The 17,714-nt window shown below is 63.5% G+C and carries 22 protein-coding genes; 7 read left to right on the plus strand and 15 right to left on the minus strand.

Annotated features, from left to right (window positions below; translation table 11 throughout):
- Positions 1–60: 60 nt before the first annotated feature.
- The 3 genes from HNQ60_RS16585 to HNQ60_RS16595 form a co-directional block, all read right to left on the minus strand.
- On the minus strand, positions 61–390 hold the full coding sequence (locus HNQ60_RS16585; RefSeq protein WP_184333887.1) for a hypothetical protein: 330 nt from the start codon (positions 388–390) through the stop codon (positions 61–63).
- A 14-nt stretch (positions 391–404) separates the two neighbouring features.
- Positions 405–929: a c-type cytochrome gene (locus tag HNQ60_RS16590; RefSeq protein ID WP_221304248.1), complete on the minus strand. Its 525-nt coding sequence runs from the start codon at positions 927–929 to the stop codon at positions 405–407.
- A gap of 169 nt (positions 930–1,098) precedes the next feature.
- Entirely contained in the window at positions 1,099–1,512 is a 414-nt protein-coding gene (locus HNQ60_RS16595; RefSeq protein WP_184333888.1) for a hypothetical protein, read from the minus strand.
- A gap of 204 nt (positions 1,513–1,716) precedes the next feature.
- On the opposite strand from HNQ60_RS16595, the gene HNQ60_RS16600 reads away from it, so the two are divergent.
- Complete coding sequence (locus HNQ60_RS16600) at positions 1,717–2,808, plus strand: VOC family protein (RefSeq protein WP_184333889.1); 1,092 nt, start codon at positions 1,717–1,719, stop codon at positions 2,806–2,808.
- 197 nt (positions 2,809–3,005) lie between these two features.
- On the opposite strand, the gene HNQ60_RS16605 is transcribed toward HNQ60_RS16600, so the two are convergent.
- Positions 3,006–4,136 (minus strand): PQQ-dependent sugar dehydrogenase, encoded by a 1,131-nt coding sequence (locus HNQ60_RS16605; protein ID WP_184333890.1) that lies wholly within the window; start codon positions 4,134–4,136, stop codon positions 3,006–3,008.
- A gap of 159 nt (positions 4,137–4,295) precedes the next feature.
- On the opposite strand from HNQ60_RS16605, the gene HNQ60_RS16610 reads away from it, so the two are divergent.
- Both HNQ60_RS16610 and HNQ60_RS16615 read left to right on the plus strand, forming a co-directional pair.
- Positions 4,296–4,598 carry a hypothetical protein gene (locus HNQ60_RS16610; RefSeq protein ID WP_184333891.1) on the plus strand — a complete coding sequence of 101 codons (303 nt, stop codon included), beginning with the start codon at positions 4,296–4,298 and terminating at the stop codon, positions 4,596–4,598.
- Positions 4,599–4,790: 192 nt separating this feature from the next.
- A complete protein-coding gene (locus HNQ60_RS16615; RefSeq protein WP_184333892.1) occupies positions 4,791–5,324 on the plus strand; it encodes a BON domain-containing protein in 534 nt (177 codons plus the stop codon).
- Positions 5,325–5,420: 96 nt separating this feature from the next.
- On the opposite strand, the gene HNQ60_RS16620 is transcribed toward HNQ60_RS16615, so the two are convergent.
- From HNQ60_RS16620 to HNQ60_RS16630, 3 genes are all read right to left on the minus strand, one after another.
- Positions 5,421–6,353 carry a ketopantoate reductase family protein gene (locus tag HNQ60_RS16620; protein ID WP_184333893.1) on the minus strand — a complete coding sequence of 311 codons (933 nt, stop codon included), beginning with the start codon at positions 6,351–6,353 and terminating at the stop codon, positions 5,421–5,423.
- A 94-nt stretch (positions 6,354–6,447) separates the two neighbouring features.
- Positions 6,448–6,822, minus strand: coding sequence for a DUF2784 domain-containing protein (locus HNQ60_RS16625; RefSeq protein WP_184333894.1), 375 nt, complete (start codon positions 6,820–6,822; stop codon positions 6,448–6,450).
- 2 nt (positions 6,823–6,824) lie between these two features.
- Positions 6,825–7,298 (minus strand): DUF3703 domain-containing protein, encoded by a 474-nt coding sequence (locus HNQ60_RS16630; RefSeq protein ID WP_221304249.1) that lies wholly within the window; start codon positions 7,296–7,298, stop codon positions 6,825–6,827.
- Between HNQ60_RS16630 and HNQ60_RS16635 the strand changes: the two genes are divergently transcribed.
- Together HNQ60_RS16635 and HNQ60_RS16640 are read left to right on the plus strand one after the other, a co-directional pair.
- Positions 7,297–7,725, plus strand: coding sequence for a hypothetical protein (locus HNQ60_RS16635; RefSeq protein ID WP_184333895.1), 429 nt, complete (start codon positions 7,297–7,299; stop codon positions 7,723–7,725). The two genes, HNQ60_RS16630 and HNQ60_RS16635, sit on opposite strands and share 2 nt — an antisense overlap.
- A 72-nt stretch (positions 7,726–7,797) precedes the next feature.
- On the plus strand, positions 7,798–9,078 hold the full coding sequence (locus tag HNQ60_RS16640; protein ID WP_184333896.1) for an aminotransferase class I/II-fold pyridoxal phosphate-dependent enzyme: 1,281 nt from the start codon (positions 7,798–7,800) through the stop codon (positions 9,076–9,078).
- 78 nt (positions 9,079–9,156) lie between these two features.
- Here the strand turns inward: HNQ60_RS16640 and HNQ60_RS16645 are convergent, their stop codons facing one another.
- The 4 genes from HNQ60_RS16645 to gtdA all read right to left on the minus strand — a co-directional run bounded on the left by HNQ60_RS16645 (position 9,157) and on the right by gtdA (position 13,203).
- Positions 9,157–10,620, minus strand: a complete 1,464-nt coding sequence (locus HNQ60_RS16645; RefSeq protein WP_184333897.1) for a DNA-3-methyladenine glycosylase 2 — start codon at positions 10,618–10,620, stop codon at positions 9,157–9,159.
- 178 nt (positions 10,621–10,798) lie between these two features.
- On the minus strand, positions 10,799–11,437 hold the full coding sequence (maiA, locus tag HNQ60_RS16650) for a maleylacetoacetate isomerase (protein ID WP_184333898.1): 639 nt from the start codon (positions 11,435–11,437) through the stop codon (positions 10,799–10,801).
- Positions 11,438–11,441: 4 nt separating this feature from the next.
- Positions 11,442–12,125, minus strand: a complete 684-nt coding sequence (locus HNQ60_RS16655) for a fumarylacetoacetate hydrolase family protein (protein ID WP_184333899.1) — start codon at positions 12,123–12,125, stop codon at positions 11,442–11,444.
- 37 nt (positions 12,126–12,162) lie between these two features.
- The gene (gene gtdA, locus HNQ60_RS16660) at positions 12,163–13,203 is read right to left on the minus strand and encodes a gentisate 1,2-dioxygenase (RefSeq protein ID WP_246433662.1); all 1,041 of its coding nucleotides are present in this window, start codon (positions 13,201–13,203) and stop codon (positions 12,163–12,165) included.
- A 188-nt stretch (positions 13,204–13,391) separates the two neighbouring features.
- On the opposite strand from gtdA, the gene HNQ60_RS16665 reads away from it, so the two are divergent.
- Positions 13,392–13,880: a MarR family winged helix-turn-helix transcriptional regulator gene (locus HNQ60_RS16665; protein ID WP_184333900.1), complete on the plus strand. Its 489-nt coding sequence runs from the start codon at positions 13,392–13,394 to the stop codon at positions 13,878–13,880.
- Between the two features lie 3 nt (positions 13,881–13,883).
- On the opposite strand, the gene HNQ60_RS16670 is transcribed toward HNQ60_RS16665, so the two are convergent.
- From HNQ60_RS16670 to HNQ60_RS16685, 4 genes are all read right to left on the minus strand, one after another.
- Positions 13,884–14,654, minus strand: a complete 771-nt coding sequence (locus HNQ60_RS16670; protein ID WP_184333901.1) for an HvfC/BufC N-terminal domain-containing protein — start codon at positions 14,652–14,654, stop codon at positions 13,884–13,886.
- A gap of 24 nt (positions 14,655–14,678) precedes the next feature.
- Positions 14,679–14,939, minus strand: coding sequence for a BufA2 family periplasmic bufferin-type metallophore (gene bufA2, locus HNQ60_RS16675; protein ID WP_184333902.1), 261 nt, complete (start codon positions 14,937–14,939; stop codon positions 14,679–14,681).
- Between the two features lie 170 nt (positions 14,940–15,109).
- Positions 15,110–15,451 (minus strand): BON domain-containing protein, encoded by a 342-nt coding sequence (locus HNQ60_RS16680; RefSeq protein ID WP_184333903.1) that lies wholly within the window; start codon positions 15,449–15,451, stop codon positions 15,110–15,112.
- Positions 15,452–15,487: 36 nt separating this feature from the next.
- On the minus strand, positions 15,488–15,973 hold the full coding sequence (locus tag HNQ60_RS16685; protein ID WP_184333904.1) for a hypothetical protein: 486 nt from the start codon (positions 15,971–15,973) through the stop codon (positions 15,488–15,490).
- 174 nt (positions 15,974–16,147) lie between these two features.
- On the opposite strand from HNQ60_RS16685, the gene HNQ60_RS16690 reads away from it, so the two are divergent.
- Positions 16,148–17,626 (plus strand): CHASE3 domain-containing protein, encoded by a 1,479-nt coding sequence (locus HNQ60_RS16690; protein WP_184333905.1) that lies wholly within the window; start codon positions 16,148–16,150, stop codon positions 17,624–17,626.
- Positions 17,627–17,714: the final 88 nt, after the last annotated feature.

A 17,714-nucleotide genomic window follows, 5' to 3' on the forward strand; every position in this document is an offset into this window, starting at 1 on the left:
CCCCTTGTGAGGCTGCTGTTGTACCTCATCGCAAACTTTTGCGGAATATCGCGCGAAGCGTCAGTCCGCGGCGTACTCGCTGCAGACGGCGGGCTGAGCCTTCAAAACCGGGCCGAGCGCGACCGGCGTCCATGTCCCGCCCTTGCTGGTCTGCAACTGCGTGACGACGATCAGCGCGAGCATCGTGTAGTTGTCGCGGGTGGGCTTGTCGAGCTTCACCATCCAGCACTTCTGGTCGTCGAGATGCATGCGGCCGCTGTGCCAGCCGCCTTCGATGGACGAGGCCTGCAGACGGACAGGCGTCCCCTGGCTCAGGGGTGCCACCGACACGGAGACCTGCGAAGCCATCAGGCCGGCGGCGCCGACCAGGATCAGATTCTTGATGAACATCTTTGGATCGCCCATCAGCCGGGAAACTTGACCACGGGCGTCGCGGAGACTTCGCCGGGCGGCAGGTAGGACGGAGCAGCTTCGCCGGCGGGGCCGAGCGAGCGGACGTAGTGATAGATCGCCAGGAGGTCCTGGTCGGTCATGTCACGGAGCGCGAACCAGGGCATCGGCGGACGGGCCGGCTTGCGCGCCACGATCAGCCATTGTTCCGGCGTGAGCTGCTGCATGAACAGGCGCAGATTGATCGGATAGGTCGTGCCCCAGGCGCCCTGCCAGCCGATCGAGTCACCCACGAGCCAGTTGGTCTCGGGAACCGCGCCGCCCGACCCGGCATAGCCGGGCGTGTGGCAATCGTTGCAGCCGGCGGTGCGGGCGAGGTAACGCCCGCGCTCGACCACGACGGTTTCAATGACCTGGCGCGGCGTCTCGATGGCAGGCGCGGCCTGCTCATGGGAGCGGGACGCAGCCGCCGAGAACATCGCGGCACTCAGGCCGGTCAGGAGGATGGCGGCAGAGCCGCAGATGATTCGCTTCTTCATGAAAACTCCGGGATGAAAGAAATAAGTGAACAGCAGCCGATGACGCCATTCTCGGGATCGGTCGGGGCTGCCACATCAGCCGGAGGAGCCAGGAGGCGGGGAGGCGGGGAGCCATGACGAAAGGGGGGAGGTCAGCCGGCTAGCCGGCTAGCAAGCTAGCTGGCTCCTCTCACTCCACCGTTTCCAGCACCGTCCAGTTCTCAATGCACGTCTCGTGGACCACGCGCCCGCTCTGGACTTCCAGGATCCGCAGTCGCTTCAGTTCGACGAGGTCGCCGTTGCGAACCGGGGCGGAGTCGATCGTGTTTCCGGTGCAGACGAAGCGCACGGCGAACTCATCGATGATCTGCCGCTCGTTGTTGCTGCGGCGGAGGAACGTGAACTCGGGATTCCACATGCTCGCGGCTTCCCGTTGCTGATGAGCGATGACCGCTTCACGGCCGACGACACGGATTCCCCTCGCCGGTGCAACCCAGACGATGTCCTGTGCGTAGAAGCTCTGAGCTGCGAGCAGAAAGTCCTGGTGGCCTTCGAGTCCGCTCACGACGGCGGTCACCTCGGCGGCGCTGCACGACTGGGTCATCGGACACCTCGGTCATTGTTGGAATGGTGTGCGAGGCCAGTGTCAGTGCCGGCGACGCCCACGGTCGATAGGCCAAAGGAGCCATCGCTGTCTGGTGCAGATTTTCCGCTAGCGGCGTGACTTAACTTTGCGAGCGGGCCGGGAGTATGCTCGGCCGCTCAAGCAAGGCGACCTCCACTGCCATTTTTTCGAAGGGGAAACGGTATGGCCGATCAATCGCTGCGCGGACGCTTCGTCTGGCATGAGCTGAAGACACCCAATGCAGGCGAATCGCATGCGTTCTATCAACGCGTGGTGGGCTGGAAAGCGCAGCCTTGGGAACGGGATACTTCCTACACGCTGCTCTCCGGCGGCGGTGAACCGATCGCGGCAACTGTCGCGAGCGAGGGCGATGAGCCGCAGTGGATTCACTACATCGGGACTGCGGATGTCGATGCGACCGTAGCCCAGGCAACGGAGTTGGGCGCGACGGTCACCAAAGAGCCGACCGACATTCCCAACGGCGCGCGTTACGCGATCCTGAGCGATCCTCAGGGTGCGACGTTCGCGGTCTATGCATCGCCGCCGCCGCATCAGCGCGAGAAGGATCCAAGGCGCGGTCAGTTCTCGTGGATGGAGCTCGCGAGCACCGATGCGAAGGCTGCGCTCGATTTCTACTGCACGTTGTTTGGCTGGGAACGCAGCGCTGCCCATGACATGGGACCGCTCGGGTTCTACTACGTCTTCAGCCGCAACGGCCGCGACCTGGGCGGCGCCTTCGACAAGCCTGCCGCCATGCCGGGGCCTTCCGCGTGGCTCGGTTACATCCGCGGGAAAGACCTGGACAAGGTCGCGCAGGTCGCGAAGAAGGCCGGCGGCACGCTGATCAACGGTCCGATGGAAGTTCCGGGCGGCGACTGGATCGCGCAGTTCGTCGACGCGCACGGAGCAGCCTTCGCTGTGCACGTCCTGAAGAACGATCTCGCGCAAGCCGCTGCGCATCCGCAGATGGAGCTGGCAGTCGAAGCTGAAGCGCCGCCACCGCGAAAGAAAGCGGCGGCGAAGAAGCCGGCAGCGAAAAAACCGGCTGCAAAAGCGAAGCCGGCCGAGAAGAAGTCAACGGCTGCCCCAAAACGGGTCGCCAAAAAAAGCGGTAAAAAAACCACTAAGCGTTCCACCAGCAAAGCGAGTACAGTCCGTGGCCGGTCGGTGAAAGCGAAGGCCAAGGCAAAGACGGCAGGACGAAAACGATCCGCTGTCGTTGCCAAAAAGAGTGCCAAGAACAAAACGCGCGCTCGACCGAAGAAGGGCAAGTGAGCTCAGGGGTGATTGAGTCAGAGGTAACCGGAGAAATCCTCAAGGCTGCCGATGAGCCTTGGATCGCAACAAGAAGCGAAGCCGGCCGCATGCGGCCAGGCCCGCCCAGAAAAGTCCGGAGCTATCTCTTGCAACTGGGGTAGGAAGAGCGTGGTCTTCCTACCTTTTGTTTTTCTGAAGACTGCACCAGGCGGCTGCTACTTCGGCACCACCTGCAGCAGCTTCCCCGCCGTCGGATTGTCCGTGATCAGGTAGAAGTAGCCGTCGGCGCCGACCTGGACGTCGCGAATGCGTTCGTTGCGTTCGCCCAGGTAGCGCGTTTCGCTCGCGACCTTGCCGTCGACGAGCTCGAGTCGCACGAGTCCGCCCGGATTCATCGAGCCCACGAACAGCTGACCTTCCCACTGCGGGAACGCTTTGCCGCTGTAGAACGCGGCACCTGACGGGGCGATCACGGGATCCCAGTAGTAGACCGGTTGCTCCATCCCGGCTTTCTCGGTGCCCTCGCCGATCTTCACGCCGGAGTAGTCGACACCGTAGGTGATGACGGGCCAGCCGTAGTTCTTGCCGGCTTCGGGATGATTCAGTTCGTCGCCGCCTTTCGCGCCATGCTCCACCGTCCACAGCGTGCCGTCGGATCGCAGGGCTGCGGCCTGGGAATTGCGATGGCCGTACGACCAGATCTCCGGGCGCGCGCCGCCGCGGTTCACGAAGGGATTGTCAGCCGGAATGCTGCCGTCCGCATTGATCCGGACGACCTTGCCGATGGTGGTCGACAAGTCCTGGACCTTGGGACGTTCCGTGAAGCGATCGCCGGTCGTGATGAAGAGCGTGCCGTCGTTGCGGAAGACGATACGCGATCCGAAGTGGTTCGGACCGGAGGTCTTCGGCGTCTGGCGCCAGATCACCTGCAGCGAATCGATCGCCGTGTCGCCGAGGCGAGCGCGAGCGACCGACGTCCCCGCGGTGCCGTCCTCGCCGGGCTCGGAGTAAGACAGGTAGATGAGATTGTCCGTCGCGAACGAGGGGCTCAGCGTCACATCCAGCAGGCCCCCCTGGCCCTTTGCCGCGACCGCCGGGACGCCGCCCAGCGGGGCCGAGACCTTGCCGTCCTTCGCGACGATCCTGAGTTGACCGCCGCGCTCCGTGACGAGCATCCGCCCGTCCGGCAGTAGGGCCAAACCCCAGGGGGATTTGAGGCCCGTAGCGATCTCATTGACCTTGAGCGGCCCATCCACGGACTTGGGCGTGGGCGACCGCGGCGCATCGGCCAGGCAGACACCGGTGCTTGCCAGCAGGGCAAGAAGGATCGTCGGAGCTCTCGACATAAGCGACCTCGGGTGATTGACGGCGCGCCGGCAAGTTAACCCATTGAAGCTGACCCCGTCAGCGCTTCCCTTGTCAGGCGACTCGGGGAGCGTTACTCGCCGCGCCTTTGCTAAGATCGCGCCCAGGCAAAAAGATCCCCTTCGGGCGAGAATTACGAAATGAAGGCAGTACGCGGCAAGGCATTCAACGGTCAGCGGGTCGTGCTCGACAACAAGTCGTTCACGGAGTGTCACTTCAAGGATTCGACGCTGATCATCGAAGGCTCGGGCCTCTTTGAAATGCAGAACTGCAAGATCGAGGAAGACTGCCGCCTCGCGGTCGAGGGCCCCGGCCAGGTGTTGCTGCATCAACTGAAGATGATGCTGTACTCCGGCGGCTGGATGTCCCGCGTCGCTGACAACGTGCTGCACGCGGTCAAGCAGCCGCCGAAGGCAAAGAAGAAAGCAGCACCCGCTGCGTGATCGCCGCGCAGCGCTGACAGGCGGCGCTGTAGGTTGAATCCGACTCGATCCGCATACGGTCGAGTTCCCCTCGAAGTTCCCACGCTCGCCGCAATATTCGTGCGGTGAATGAACTCGCGCGCGTTTCCGGAACCTCGCTGTGCAGGGCGGCATTACATCGCCGTCAATTCAGTACACAGCAAGGTGACATGTATGCGCAAATTTCCAGCGTTGATGCTTGGCGTCAGTCTCGCACTCGGCTCGGCGAGCGTGCTCGCGGACAATGCCGGCAAGAGCGATTCGACCATCACGGGCAGCGTGAAGTCCGCACTGATCAGCAACGATCAGACCAAGGCCCGTCAGATCAACGTCGAGACGAAGGACGGCGTCGTGCAATTGAACGGCTTCGTCGATTCCGCGACAGCCAAGGCTGCAGCCGAAACCACCGCGAAGAACGTCGAAGGCGTGAAGTCGGTGAAGAACAACCTGTCGATCCGCGATCCGAACCGTTCCACCGGCGAAGCAGTCGATGACACGGTCATCGCGGCGAAGGTGAAGGGCGAGATCGCCGGCAAGGCGGGTCTCGGTACCGCTTCTGACGTGAACGTGGAAGTGAACAGCGGCGTCGTGGAGTTGAGCGGCTTCGTTGCCACGGCCGATGAAAAGGCCAAGGCTGCGGAAGTGGCGCGCAGCATCAACGGCGTCAAGAGCGTGAAGAACAACATCTCCCTCAAGCCGCAAGGCTGATCAGGGCTGATGTGATTTCAGGATCGCGACGATCCTGATTCGTCGAGGTAGTGGCGAGTGATGGGCCGGCGTCTGCGAGCGTCGGTCCGTCACTCGTCACGCGCGTTTGCCTTCCACCATCTTCGCCACGGCGTACACCGACTCGAGTGCCGGAATCGGCACATTGAGTCTCTGTCCCGCGCGCACTACGTTACCGAGGATCGCTTCGATCTCCATCGGCCGCCCGTTCTCGTAGTCGAGCGCCATGCTCGTCTTGTAGCCGGGCAACGCGCGCGTGTCCGCGATCATGCGGTCAACCAGCTTCGGATTCATCGGGTGACCGTCAGCGGCGGCCACTGCACAGACTTCGTTCATCGCCTTGCGGATGAATGCCTGATCGGCTTCCGTCCGCAGCATCGCTTCAGTGTCGAGTACGCCGCCCAGAATCGAAATCGGATTGAACACAGCGTTCCAGACCGCTTTCTGCCAGCGCGCGGCAACGACGTTGTCGGTCAGCCGGCACTCGATCTGGCCCGCCTTGAGCAGCGATACCAGTCGCTCACCCGCAGGCGTTGCGCCAGCCGGGTAGCGGCCCATCGCGAGCGACCCCAGCGACTGGTGATGAATCTCGCCGCTCGCGGTGCGGCTCACCATGACGAACGCGAGCGCGCTCAGCAGCTCATTGTCGGGAAACGCTGCTGTGATCTCAGGTTCGATGTCGATGCCGTTCTCGATCAGCACGATCACCGTGCCGGGTCCGACCGCCGGGCGGATCAGCGCGGCCCGGTCGACGCCCGGCAGCACCTTCACCGTCAGGATCAGATAGTCGGGCGGCGTCGCGCACGCGGCGACGTCCCGCAGAACGGCATGCGGACGAAACACGTGATCGCCGAGCAACTTACTCGCGATCCGATAGCCGTCACGTTGCACCTGTTCGAAATCGGAACGGCAGACGACGCCGACACGAGCACCGCTACGCGAAAGCGCGGAACCGTAGAGAGCACCGATGGCGCCGGCACCGACGATGAGGATCGAGGGCGAGTTACTCATGAGGGGATCGTAACGAGCCGGCTAGCCACTAGCCAGCTAGCCATTCGCCAGAAGAGGAATGGGTCTTCTCTGAACTCTGGCTACCTGCTAGTGGCTAGCCGGCTAGCTGGCCTCTCTTCTTCCAGTACGCCCACGCGTAAAGCCCGACATTCAGCACCACGACTGCGGTGCCGATCATCATCTGCGCCGTCCGCGTCAGTCCTTCTGGATAAATCAGCGCCGTGATGTAGTGATCGATGAATCCGCCGCTGTAGCCGGCCTCGCCACCGCGTTCGCGAAAAGAATTCTCAAGTGGGGTGAGCGGGCAGATGCGGCCGCTGAACTCGATGTAAGCGCCCCAGCAGGCAGCGGGCACGTGCAGCCATGCGACGGATGGCCAGCGCAGAACGAGGAAGCCACCGAGCGCGACGAAGAGGACGAAGGCCAGATGGACGACGAGAACACCGTCCGCCAGGAGTCTGAAGAGCATTGTCAGGATCGGTCGGTGCGGGCCGACTGAATCACTCGTTCGAGCTCGGGCGACACCGGCAGGCGTTTGAAGGGACTGATGTTCGCGCCGCCGGTGTTCCCATGGGGGACGAGGCCGATGGCCGTCTTGGTCGCGGCACCCGCGATCCGCAGCAACTGCCCCGCACATTCGCCAAGGTCACGCTGGCGCCATCCCCAACGGAACATCTCCCAGTGCACGCGGACGTGTTGCGCCGTCGATGCCTGGCCGAGAACGTGGGCGCGCTCGAGATGCCTGAACGCATCGTGCGGTCGACCCGCTGCCTCGTCCTTTGTCGCGGCGGCGAGTTCGGCGTCGACATGCGGACGGATGCGTTGGCTGAATCCGGTCATTTCATGGGCTCCGGCGGAGAAGCGGCTCGTCCCTTCGATCCATTGCAGCGGACTTCGGGCCCGCTCATCGTGGAGCAGCAATTGTGGCGCATCAGGAGCCCGCATGCCTTCCTTCAACGAAATGCTGCAGCGCATGCTGAGTGCACAGGGACAGGGACGTGCCGCGAAGACGGTCGAAGTCTTCGGGTGGCTGATTCTCGTCGAGAGCCTGGTTCTTTTTCTGGCGCCGGAGACCGCGGCGGCGCTGCTCAGGTTGCCGGCACTGTCGGAGCAGGCGGCGAACTATCTGCGGCTGGTCGGCCTGCTCGTGGGCGGACTTGGGATGCTCTACATCGTCAGCGGCCGGCTGAACGCACAGGGCTTCGTCTTCGCGTCCCTGCTGGACCGCCCGCTGGTTCCGCCCGTCATGGCGGCGTTGTGGCTGATGAACATGATCCCCTGGCAGTTGGCCGTTCTGTTCGCGATCCAGGACTTCGGCAGCTTTCTGTGGACGTTGAGCGCCTGGAAGCGGGAGGCCGCGGCGTCGATCTGACGGTGGCGCGGTGGGGGCCGAGCCCGGATAATGCGGGCCGTTTTTTGCCCCGCCCCAGTGTCCGAGGATGACATGCCGCAGCTTCCTTCCCTGAGTGCCGACGACCTACGCAGCTACCACGCCCAGATCCGCCAGCGTTATGACGCATTCGCCAAGCGCGGCGTGAAACTGAACCTCACGCGCGGCAAACCTTCGTCGGCCCAGCTCGATCTGTGCAACCAGCTGCTCTCGCTGCCGGGCAACGGCGATTTCATGGCCGGCAACATCGATTGCCGCAACTACGGTGAGCTGGCTGGCCTGCCGGAACTACGGTCGTTGCTCGCAACGGTGTTCGGCGTGACTGCCGATCGCGTGATCGTCGGCGAGAACGCGAGCCTCTCGCTGATGCACGACTCCGTGGCCTTCTCGATGCTGAAGGGCAACTGCGACAGCGAGCGGCCCTGGTCGAAGGAATCGCGCATCGCGTTCCTCTGCCCGGTGCCGGGCTACGACCGGCATTTTTCGATCTGCCAGGAGTTCGGCATCGAGATGATCGCGGTGCCGCTGAACGAAGGCGGCCCGGACATGGATGTCGTCGAGAAGCTCGTCGCGGGCGATGCGCAGATCAAGGGCATCTGGTGCGTGCCGAAGTACAGCAACCCCACCGGCACGGTCTACTCGAACGAAACGATCGAGCGCCTCGCGAAAATGAAGACGGCCGCGCGTGACTTCCGCCTGTTCTGGGACAACGCATACGCAGTGCATCACCTGACGGCGGAGCGCATCGAGATCGCGAACATCGATGAAGCCTGTGCGCGCAACGGCAACCCCAATCGTGCGTTCATCTTCGGCTCGACGTCGAAGGTCACGTTCGCAGGTGCCGGCGTCGGCGTATTTGCGAGCTCGAAGGGCAACGTGAGCTGGTACCTGAAGCGGATCGAGAAGCGCACGATCGGCGGCGACAAGGTCAATCAGCTGCGTCATCTGCGGCTGCTGAAGAACGCCGACGGCGTCGCGACGCTGATGGACAAGCACCGCGCAATCATGGCTCCCAAGTTCGACAAGGTGCTCGAAACGTTCGGCGAACACCTCGGCAGCACGGGTGTTGCGTCTTGGACGAAGCCGAAGGGCGGCTACTTCATCACGCTCGATGTGATGGATGGCTGCGCGAAGCAGGTCGTGAAACTCGCGAAGGAAGCAGGCGTCGAGCTGACGCCGGCGGGCGCGACACATCCGCTCGGTAATGATCCGCACGATCGGACGATCCGGATTGCACCGAGCTTTCCGGATCTCGCAGAGGTTGCGCAGGCCGCTGAAGGCGTGGTGCTGTCTGTGCTGCTCGCGGCGACCGAGAAGTTGCTGGCGAAGGGATGATCGAGCTGTGAGCTACGAGCTGTGAGCTGTGAGCCAGAAGCGTCCTCCGACTCTGGCTCATCGCTCACAGCTCATCGCTCATCGCTTCTTTTCCCCCGCCGCCTTCCACAAGTGCATCACTGCGTAGCCGCGCCACGGCCTCCAGTGTTCAGCGCGTGCTTCGAGCGCGCGAATCGACAGCGGCGTTTCGTCGTCCGACGCCAGCCGGCGTAGCACGAGATCACCTGTCGGGAAGCCGTCGGGTTCGCCGAGCGCACGCAGCGCGATGTATTGCGCAGTCCAGGCGCCGAAGCCGGGCAGCGCTGTGAGCGCGCGAATCACTTCTTCCGCGGGATGCTGGAAATCGACCTGTCCGTCCGCGACTGCGCGCGACAACGCATGCAAAGCCTTGATGCGTGCACCCGTGATGCCGAGGCCATCGAGATTCGCGGCGGCGAGTTCCGCGGGGGACGGGAACAGGTGCGACAGCTCCGCTTCGTCGGAAACTCTTCTTCCAACCCGATTCACAAGTCGCGCGGCCAGCGTACGAGCGGCCGCAACACTGACTTGCTGGCCGAGCACAGCGCGCACTGCGCATTCGAACGGGTCCCAGGCGCCGGGAATGCGCAAGCCGGGCCGGACTTTCGCGAGAGGCGCGAGCAATGAATCGCCACGGAACGTTGCCGCGATCCGTGATGGATCGGCAGCGAGGTCGAACATCCGCCTCGCCGTCGAGGAGATCTGGAACAGCGCCGCTGGTGCGGCTCCGCTCACCCGCAGTTCGAGTGCGTCGGTGCCATCGAGAGCGCGGACCGCCACAGTAGCGTGTCCGTTTTCTGTAGCGACAGTGCGCGCGTAGCCGTCGTCGTTGATTCGCTCGACGCCCGGGATCGCACGCGTCGCGAGAAAGTCACGGACGTGCTGCCAGTCGTATGGCGGGCGATAGGCGAGCCTCAGTATCACTTCATTGCCGTCCGCTGCGGACGCTGGGCGCCGCGACCGGCGAAGATCGCGCGGCGATCGCTGATAGGTTTTCTGGAACGCATCGTTGAAGCGTCGCAGGCTGCCGAAGCCGGCCGCGAGCGCAATCTGGGTGATCGGGAGCTGCGTCTCATCGAGAAGACGCTTCGCGAAATGCAGGCGCCGGGTTTGAGCGACTGCGATCGGCGAAGCGCCGACGTGCTGCGTGAACAGGCGATGCAGGTGGCGCGACCCGATGCCGATCTTGTCCGCCAGTGCATCGACGGAAATCCGATCCAGCTCACCATCCTGGATCATGCGCAACGCGCGGCGAACCACTGCGGACGTACCGAGCCATGCGGGCGTTCCTGGCGCGGCTTCGGGCCTGCAGCGCAAGCACGGGCGGAAGCCAGCTTCCGCGGCGGCTGCCGCCGACGCGTAGTAGACGATGTTCGTGCCTTTCGGGCTCGGTGCAGGGCAGATCGGCCGGCAGTAGATGCCGGTCGTTTTCACCGCGATGAAGAATTTGCCGTCGAAGCGCGGGTCACGACTGACGCGCGCCCGGTCGAGCGCCGTGCGATCCAGACCTTGAATATCGTCCATGGGATGGACGATACGCGCTGCGCCTGGGTTGAACTAGCCGTTTTCGGACCCGAACGGACAAGACAGAGATTTCACACGGAGTTCACGGAGATCACGGAGTTCGGAAAAATCCGAAGTCCGGACGGCGTTCTTTTCCGGCCCTCTGTGAACTCTGTGGTTTCTGTGTGAACCCTTGTGCTCAGGCAGCGTCAGGCTGTGCTTCCGGCTTTGCCTTGTCGAAAGCTTCGATCGATTCCAGATGCGTGCTGATCGCGACGAGCGTCGGGAACGCAGTCAGATCCGTTTCGAAGCGGCGCGCGTTGTACATCTGCGGCACGAGGCAGATATCAGCGAGCGAAACAGCGTCGCCGAAGCAATAGCGCTTCGAGGCTGAGAACTCTTGCGCCTGGACCTCGAGGCCCCGGAAACCTTCCGTAACCCAGTGGCGGTACCACTTGTTCACGCCATCGTCGTTCTGTGCGAGTTCTTTACGCAGGTAGTTCAGGACGCGCAGATTGTTCAGTGGATGGATGTCGCAGGCGATCGCGAGCGCCATCGAGCGCACTCGCGCCCGGCTTGCAGGGTCGGCCGGGAGAAACGCGGGCTTCGGATATTTCTCGTCGAGGTATTCCATGATCGCCACTGACTGCGAGAGCACGGCGCCGTCGTCGTCGAGCGCCGGGATCAGTCCCTGCGGATTCACCGCGAGATAGTCGGGCGCCCGGTGCTCCTTCTTCGCGAACGCCTTCGAAACCGGCTCGTAGCTCACGCCCTTGAGATTGAGAGCGATCCGCACGCGGAATGCGGCGGAGCTGCGAAAGTACGTGTAGAGCTTCATGGCGTCACGCAATCGTCGTGATGAGAGTGTCGAGGCCGTCGATTCCGCCTTCGATGCGATCGCCGGACTTGAGGGCGCTGACGCCGGCGGGGGTGCCGGTGTAGATCAGATCACCCGGCGCAAGCTCGAACAGCGTCGACAGCTCCGCGATGATCTCGGACACGTTCCAGATCAGCTGCGAAACATCGGCTTCCTGGCGTGTCTCGCCATTCACCTTGAGCCAGATGCGGCCCTTGTCGAAGCCCTTGCCTTCGGCAGGGTGGATCGCGGTGATCGGTGCGGATCGCTCGAACGCTTTGCCTGTGTCCCACGGCCGCCCCTTGTCGCGGGCCTCGAACTGCAGGTCGCGTCGAGTGAGATCGTTGCCGACGGCGTAGCCGAAGACGTGCTGCAAAGCTGATCCGGCGGAAATCCTGCTGCCGCCTTTGCCCACCGCGATGACGAGCTCGATCTCATGCTGAAGATTCGACGTGCGGGGCGGATAGGGAATCGTGGCGTTGTTCGCAACGATCGCGCCGGCTGGCTTCATGAAAAAGAACGGCGGCTCGCGATCGGGATCGGATCCCATCTCGCGCGCATGCGCGGCGTAGTTGCGTCCCACGCAGAAGATCCGGTTGACGGGAAAGCGCTCGGGGCGCCCTTTGATTTCGACCGCGGGCTGCGCGGGCGGCGAAAAGACGTACGACATGCTGGGTCCGGAAGCGTTGCGGAGTTCGTTGCGGATTTCAGGGGCGCGATTCGCGCCACAGTCCCAGCTGCTCCTGCACCACGCGATCCGAGTAGCTGAACAGGACCGACGTCTCGTCGGTTTCGTGCGTGCAGGGCATCCAGCTCGGCACGACAAAAATATCACGAGGACCCCATTCGAAGGTCTGGTCGCCTACACGGCTGCGCCCCTTGCCTTCGACGCCTACGAAGACCGTGGCGTCCGTGCTGCGGTACGCGTTGCCGCGAAAGCCTTTCGGCAGCAACTGCATGAAGGTTGCGATCGTCGGCATGGCATGCCCGCCCGTCGCGGGATTGATGAAGCGCATCTTGAACCCGTGGCACGCATCGACCGGCGATCCCTTCGACAGCTTCTCGAGCGCTTCGCGTGAACGCGCATACGGATAAGCGAACACGGGCGACGTCAGTGACTTCGGCTTGTAGTCCACCGGCAGCATGTTGGCGCCATATCGCGCCAGCGCATCGCCGGCGGGGCGCGCGAGCTGTTGCTGGTCTTCCGCCAGGTTTTCGCAGAAGCCGGCGTCGAAGAGTTGCAGGATCGGAATGTCGAGTCCGTCCAGCCACATCACGGGCTCGGCGATTTCGCTGCCGTGATCGTGATAGGTCCACGAAGGCGTGAGGATCAGATCGCCGGGTTGCATGTAGGCCCGTTCACCATCGACCGCCGTGAAGGCGCCTGCGCCTTCGAGCACGAATCGCAGCGCCGACTGGGTGTGACGATGGGCGGGCGCGACTTCCCCCGGATTCAGCAACTGCACACCGGCGTAAAGCGAGTTCGTGATCTTCGATTCGCCCGCGAATGCGGGGTTTTCCAGGATGAGGACGCGGCGAGTGGCTTCCTTCGCCGAAATCAGCTCGCCCGCCTCGAGCAGCGGACCGCGCAGGTCGGCGTACTTCCACAGGACGGGGACGCATTTGGGCTGCGGACACTCCGGCACGAGGGAGTGCAGCACTTCCCACAAGGGCTTCAGATGCCGGCTCGAAATGCGCTTGTAGAAGCTCTCGCGCAGCCGGGCGATGTTTTCGGCGGGCATGTTCATCGGCAACCTCGTTGCGGCCTCAAGGAAAACTCTACGCCGAAATCGGCGTGGAGGCCGGTCGCACGCGGCGAAGTAGTAAGGGGTACTTACAGTAAGCCTCGGTCCCGGGGGGTGTCAACGCGGCGTTCCCGGCCGGATAGGCGCGTAGCGCTGGACGCTCAAACGCGGCGTTCCGTACGATTCGCCGCATGACGAAAACCAAACGCGCCACGGCGCCCAAGAAAGCCGCAAAGGTCATCGAAGCGCCGAAGCGCGGTGTGCTGGACCAGCTCCTCGGCTACCAGATCCGTCGTGCGCAGACGCGGCTGTTCGCGCATTTCGAGGAACAGCTCGCCCATCTGAAGATCACGCCCGGCCAGCTCGGATTGCTGGTCCTGATCTCCGCGAATCCCGGCATCAACCAGGTGGCACTGGCGCGCGCCGTCGGCATCGAGCGCGCAACGCTGGGCGAGTTCATCAATCGATTCGAACGCGACAAACTCGTCGAGCGGCGTGGCCTCATCGACGATCGGCGCAGTTATGCGTTGCACCTCACGCGTCGCGGCCAGGAGTTCATGGATGAAGCCATTCCCGCAGTACTGGCTCACGAGTCCGCATTCACGGACCATCTCACATCGGCGGAACGCGCGACGCTTCACAAGCTGCTGGCGAAGCTTGCCGATAAACCCGCGGAGTAGGGATCAGTCGGCTGCGCGAATCAGCAGCTGCTCGCGGATCCAGCCTTTCAGCGCAATGGCGGCCCGTGCGGGGACATCTTCGGCTTCATGCCATTCGCACAGCAGTTCGCACAGCGCTTCGAACGTGGCGCCGGCGACGAGTCGTTGCAGCAGGGCGCTTTCTTCTTCGGCGACAGGCCGATAGTGCGGCGCGAGATCCTGGCGCCAGATCAGCCATGAGTGCGGCCGATCGCTGCTTTCGGGCGCCGGCGGTATCTCATCGACAGAGAGTGTCTTGAACAACGCCGGTGCGTTGGTCGACAGCGAAAGCAAGCGGGCAGAGGAGTGCAGGCGGAACCGCAACGTCGGCCACTGATCCGGTTCGATCCGGCTCAGGTCGTCCTCGGTGAGCGGCGGTGTGTCGGCCGCGTCGAAAGCATTCGCGATGGCCCATTCCCACGCGGCGAGCTCGGCGAGTGCAGGTTGATCGCCATGGCGATCGACGAGATGGCCCGCGAGCTGATCGCCGAACCAGCGCACCGATGTATTCTTCGATGGGTGCTCGCGCAAATACGTTTGCGCGAGTTCACCGAACGCTTCCGTGCCGAGCAACTGTTGCAAACGAGGATAGTTCGCCGCGAGTGCATCGATGAGCCGCAGGCGATACGCGTCGGCGTAGATGCCGAGTCGCGTGCCCGCGGGCACGCGCTCGGATGAGGCGATTGCGGATGCGATCGTTGCGTCTGCATCGAGCAGATGACGCTGGAACGCGCGTTGCAGCTGCGCAAGATCCATGGCTGTTCGCAACGATCCGCTGTATCAGGCCTTCTTGTTATCAGCCTGGGCCTTCTCGCATGCGGCCTTCGGCAGCATCACGTAGCCCTTGCCCTTGCAGCCGTTCTGGCCTGCGCAGCCATTGGTGGCGGTCGCGCATTCCGACTTGCCCTTGCATGCGTTGCCGCCTTCACATTTGACCGGTGCCTCGTCCGCGGCCTGCACGGCTGTCAGCGGCGCGGTAGCGAAAAGCATTGCGGCCGCTGTGGCGAGCGCGGCAGCGGACGTCTTCGGACTGGACTTCATAGGCGGACTCCGGTGATGAGCGTGGGCGATTGAACCTGTCTGGGCAGGCGTCGCAGCGGAGTATACGCGGGGGCGCAATCCGTAAAGAAAAGGCGCCGCAAAGAAAAGGGGCGGATGCATGAGCAGCCGCCCCGTCCGCCCCTCAAGACCGGCACTGAGCCGGTCGCGCGTCAGGAGGTCGCTTTGCGAACCTGCATGCCGTCCTTCACGCTCTTGACGCCATCGACGTCGCGGGCGAGTTGCAGTGCACGGGCGCGTGCCTGCTCGGACTCGACGAAGCCGCTCAGGGACACATTGCCCTTGAACGTATCGACGTTGATCTGATGAGCCTTCGTCACCGGATCTTCGATCAGCTTCGCCTTCACCGTCGCCGTCACGACGCCGTCGTCGATCGCTTCGCCGGTGGACTGCTGGCTCGGGGTCGAGCTGCAGGCCGCCATCAGCGACGTACCCAGCAGGGCAGCGATCAGCAAGGCCGCCTTGGATTTACCCGACGCAAGTTTGCTACGCATAAACAAGTGCTCCTCGTGGTGTCTTGACCGCTATTTTCAGCCCGTTCCGTCGCGGCGCAACTCGGCCTGCCGCTTTGCATAATCAAGTTCGCTGTCCGCGCGGTCCTTGCAGTCCTTCTGGGCGGAGCCGCTCAGCGATTCGCACTTCTCGACGGCTACCTTGTGGGTCGCCTCGGCCTGCGCAACCGCTACTTTATAGTCGCCCTTGGCAGCTGTCTCGCTCGCATCCTGCGCTGCATCGGCGAGCTCGCCGGGGTCGCGATCCGCCTGCGCATCGGCAACATCCTTCTGCGCATCGGCCATGTTTTCGCGCGTGTCCGCCTGCGCGTCGGCCACGTCGCGCTGTGCGTCCGCACGCGCATCGGCAACATCGTGCTGAACCTCGGCGGGTGACTCAGCCTTGTTGCAAGCCGCGACCGACAGACCGGCGGCGGCAATCATCAGGAGTGAATACAGTTTCATCGGTTTGTTCCTCGTCATAGTTGGTGACTGCGAGTCGACGCACCGCATCAGCACGTCCACTTGCAGGCTTCGCGACGATTAACGTTCCTTCGATTTGAAGGTTCCGCGTGCGCATTTCTGTGGCAGCGGCAGTGCGCGATGCGTGTAGGAATTCACACACACGCAGCAAAGAGAGGGAACACCGGCACAGAGTCGGCGTTACTACGGGACCCACTGCGATCGTCCCTTCGCTTGATGTCTACGTCGAACGCCATTTCCGACGCGCACACCGATCCGGGCGCGCGAGCTACTGACATTGCCGCAGCGGCGGCAGCGCCCGTGCCGCGCCGCCCGGCCGCGCTCGTGCCGATGTCGGTGATTGCCATCACTTTCGTATCTATCGCTCTGCTGCTGGTCAATGCGAGTCTTCTGATCATCAACACGGCAGGGACGATGGACTCGAGCGAGCAGTACGCGCGCTCATACGAGATCAAGCGCTCGCTCACGGCGTTCCAGTCCACGGTCGCCACTGCCGAATCGGGACAGCGCGGCTACCTGCTGACGGGGCAGAGTGCGTATCTCGAGCCGTTTCTGCGTGCAACGCGCGGCTGGCGTGCGGAGATCGAGCGGCTTCGCGAGCTTGCTTCGACCAACGGCGGCACCGAGCAAACGCCTCGGCTGAAGGATCTCGATGCACTCGAGGCGATGACCGCCAGCGCGGTGTCGCGACTGGAACAGACGATCGCGCAGACAGGCCAGCCGGGCCCGTCGGGCGATGCGGATGTGGCTGGCACCGATTGGGCAACGGCCGGGATGGACCAGGTTCGCGGCCTGATCGATCGGATGATGCAGGACGAAGACACCCGCATCGAGGCTCTGCGCGGCGAAGTGCTGCACGACATGTGGCTGACGGTCGGAATTGCCGTGTTCACGACGGTCCTGACCGTCGGGGTGCTCATCGGTCTGCAGGCGCTGCTGCGTCGCTATGGCGCGGCGCGGGCTCGCGCTGAAGGTGCCTTGCTGGAAGCGAATCAGCGCCTGAATCGCGAGGTCGAGGAACGAACCGCGGAGCTGACCGAGCTGTCGCAGCACCTGATCCGCGTCGCCGAGGAGGAGAAGGCGCGTCTCGCGCGCGAGCTCCACGACACGCTTGGCAGTAATCTCACGGCAATCAACATGGACCTGAACTGGATCAGCAAGCGACTCGCGTCGGAGAACGTCGAACTTCGCGAGCGCCTGCAGCGTTCGCTGCAGATGCTCTCGGATACCGTCGAACTGAAACACGAAGTGATCGAAGGCCTGCGGCCGAGTCACCTCGACAATCTCGGACTTGCCTACGCGATGCGATCGCATTGTCGCGAGTTCACGCGCCGTACCGGCGTGCCTTGCGACGTGGACGTCCTCGAGGACTTCGACGATCTGGATCCGTCGTGGTCCATCGCGCTTTATCGCATTGCGCAGGAAGCCCTCACGAACGTGACCCGTCACGCAAAAGCGCAGTCCGTTCGCGTGCAATTGGTGCGGGAAGAAGAAGGCATTCGCCTGCGCGTCATCGATGACGGCATGGGGATTCCGGAAGGCGCGGCGACTCGGCCCAAATCGCACGGCCTGGTCGGCATGCGCGAGCGCATGCGCCAGATCGGCGGCGCGGTCCGGTTCAGTCCCAGCACCGGACAGCGCGGCACGGTGGTCGACGCGTTCATTCCCCACGCTGCTCCTGTAGGACAACGCTGACGTGCAGTGCGGCAAGGACGCTTCAACAGGACGAGGTGTTTTCGTTACTTTGTGGCGCATCGACACGCGGTCGCGCCGTTCGACTTTG

The organism is Povalibacter uvarum (assembly GCF_014202975.1).
Lineage (GTDB): Bacteria > Pseudomonadota > Gammaproteobacteria > Steroidobacterales > Steroidobacteraceae > Steroidobacter > Steroidobacter uvarum.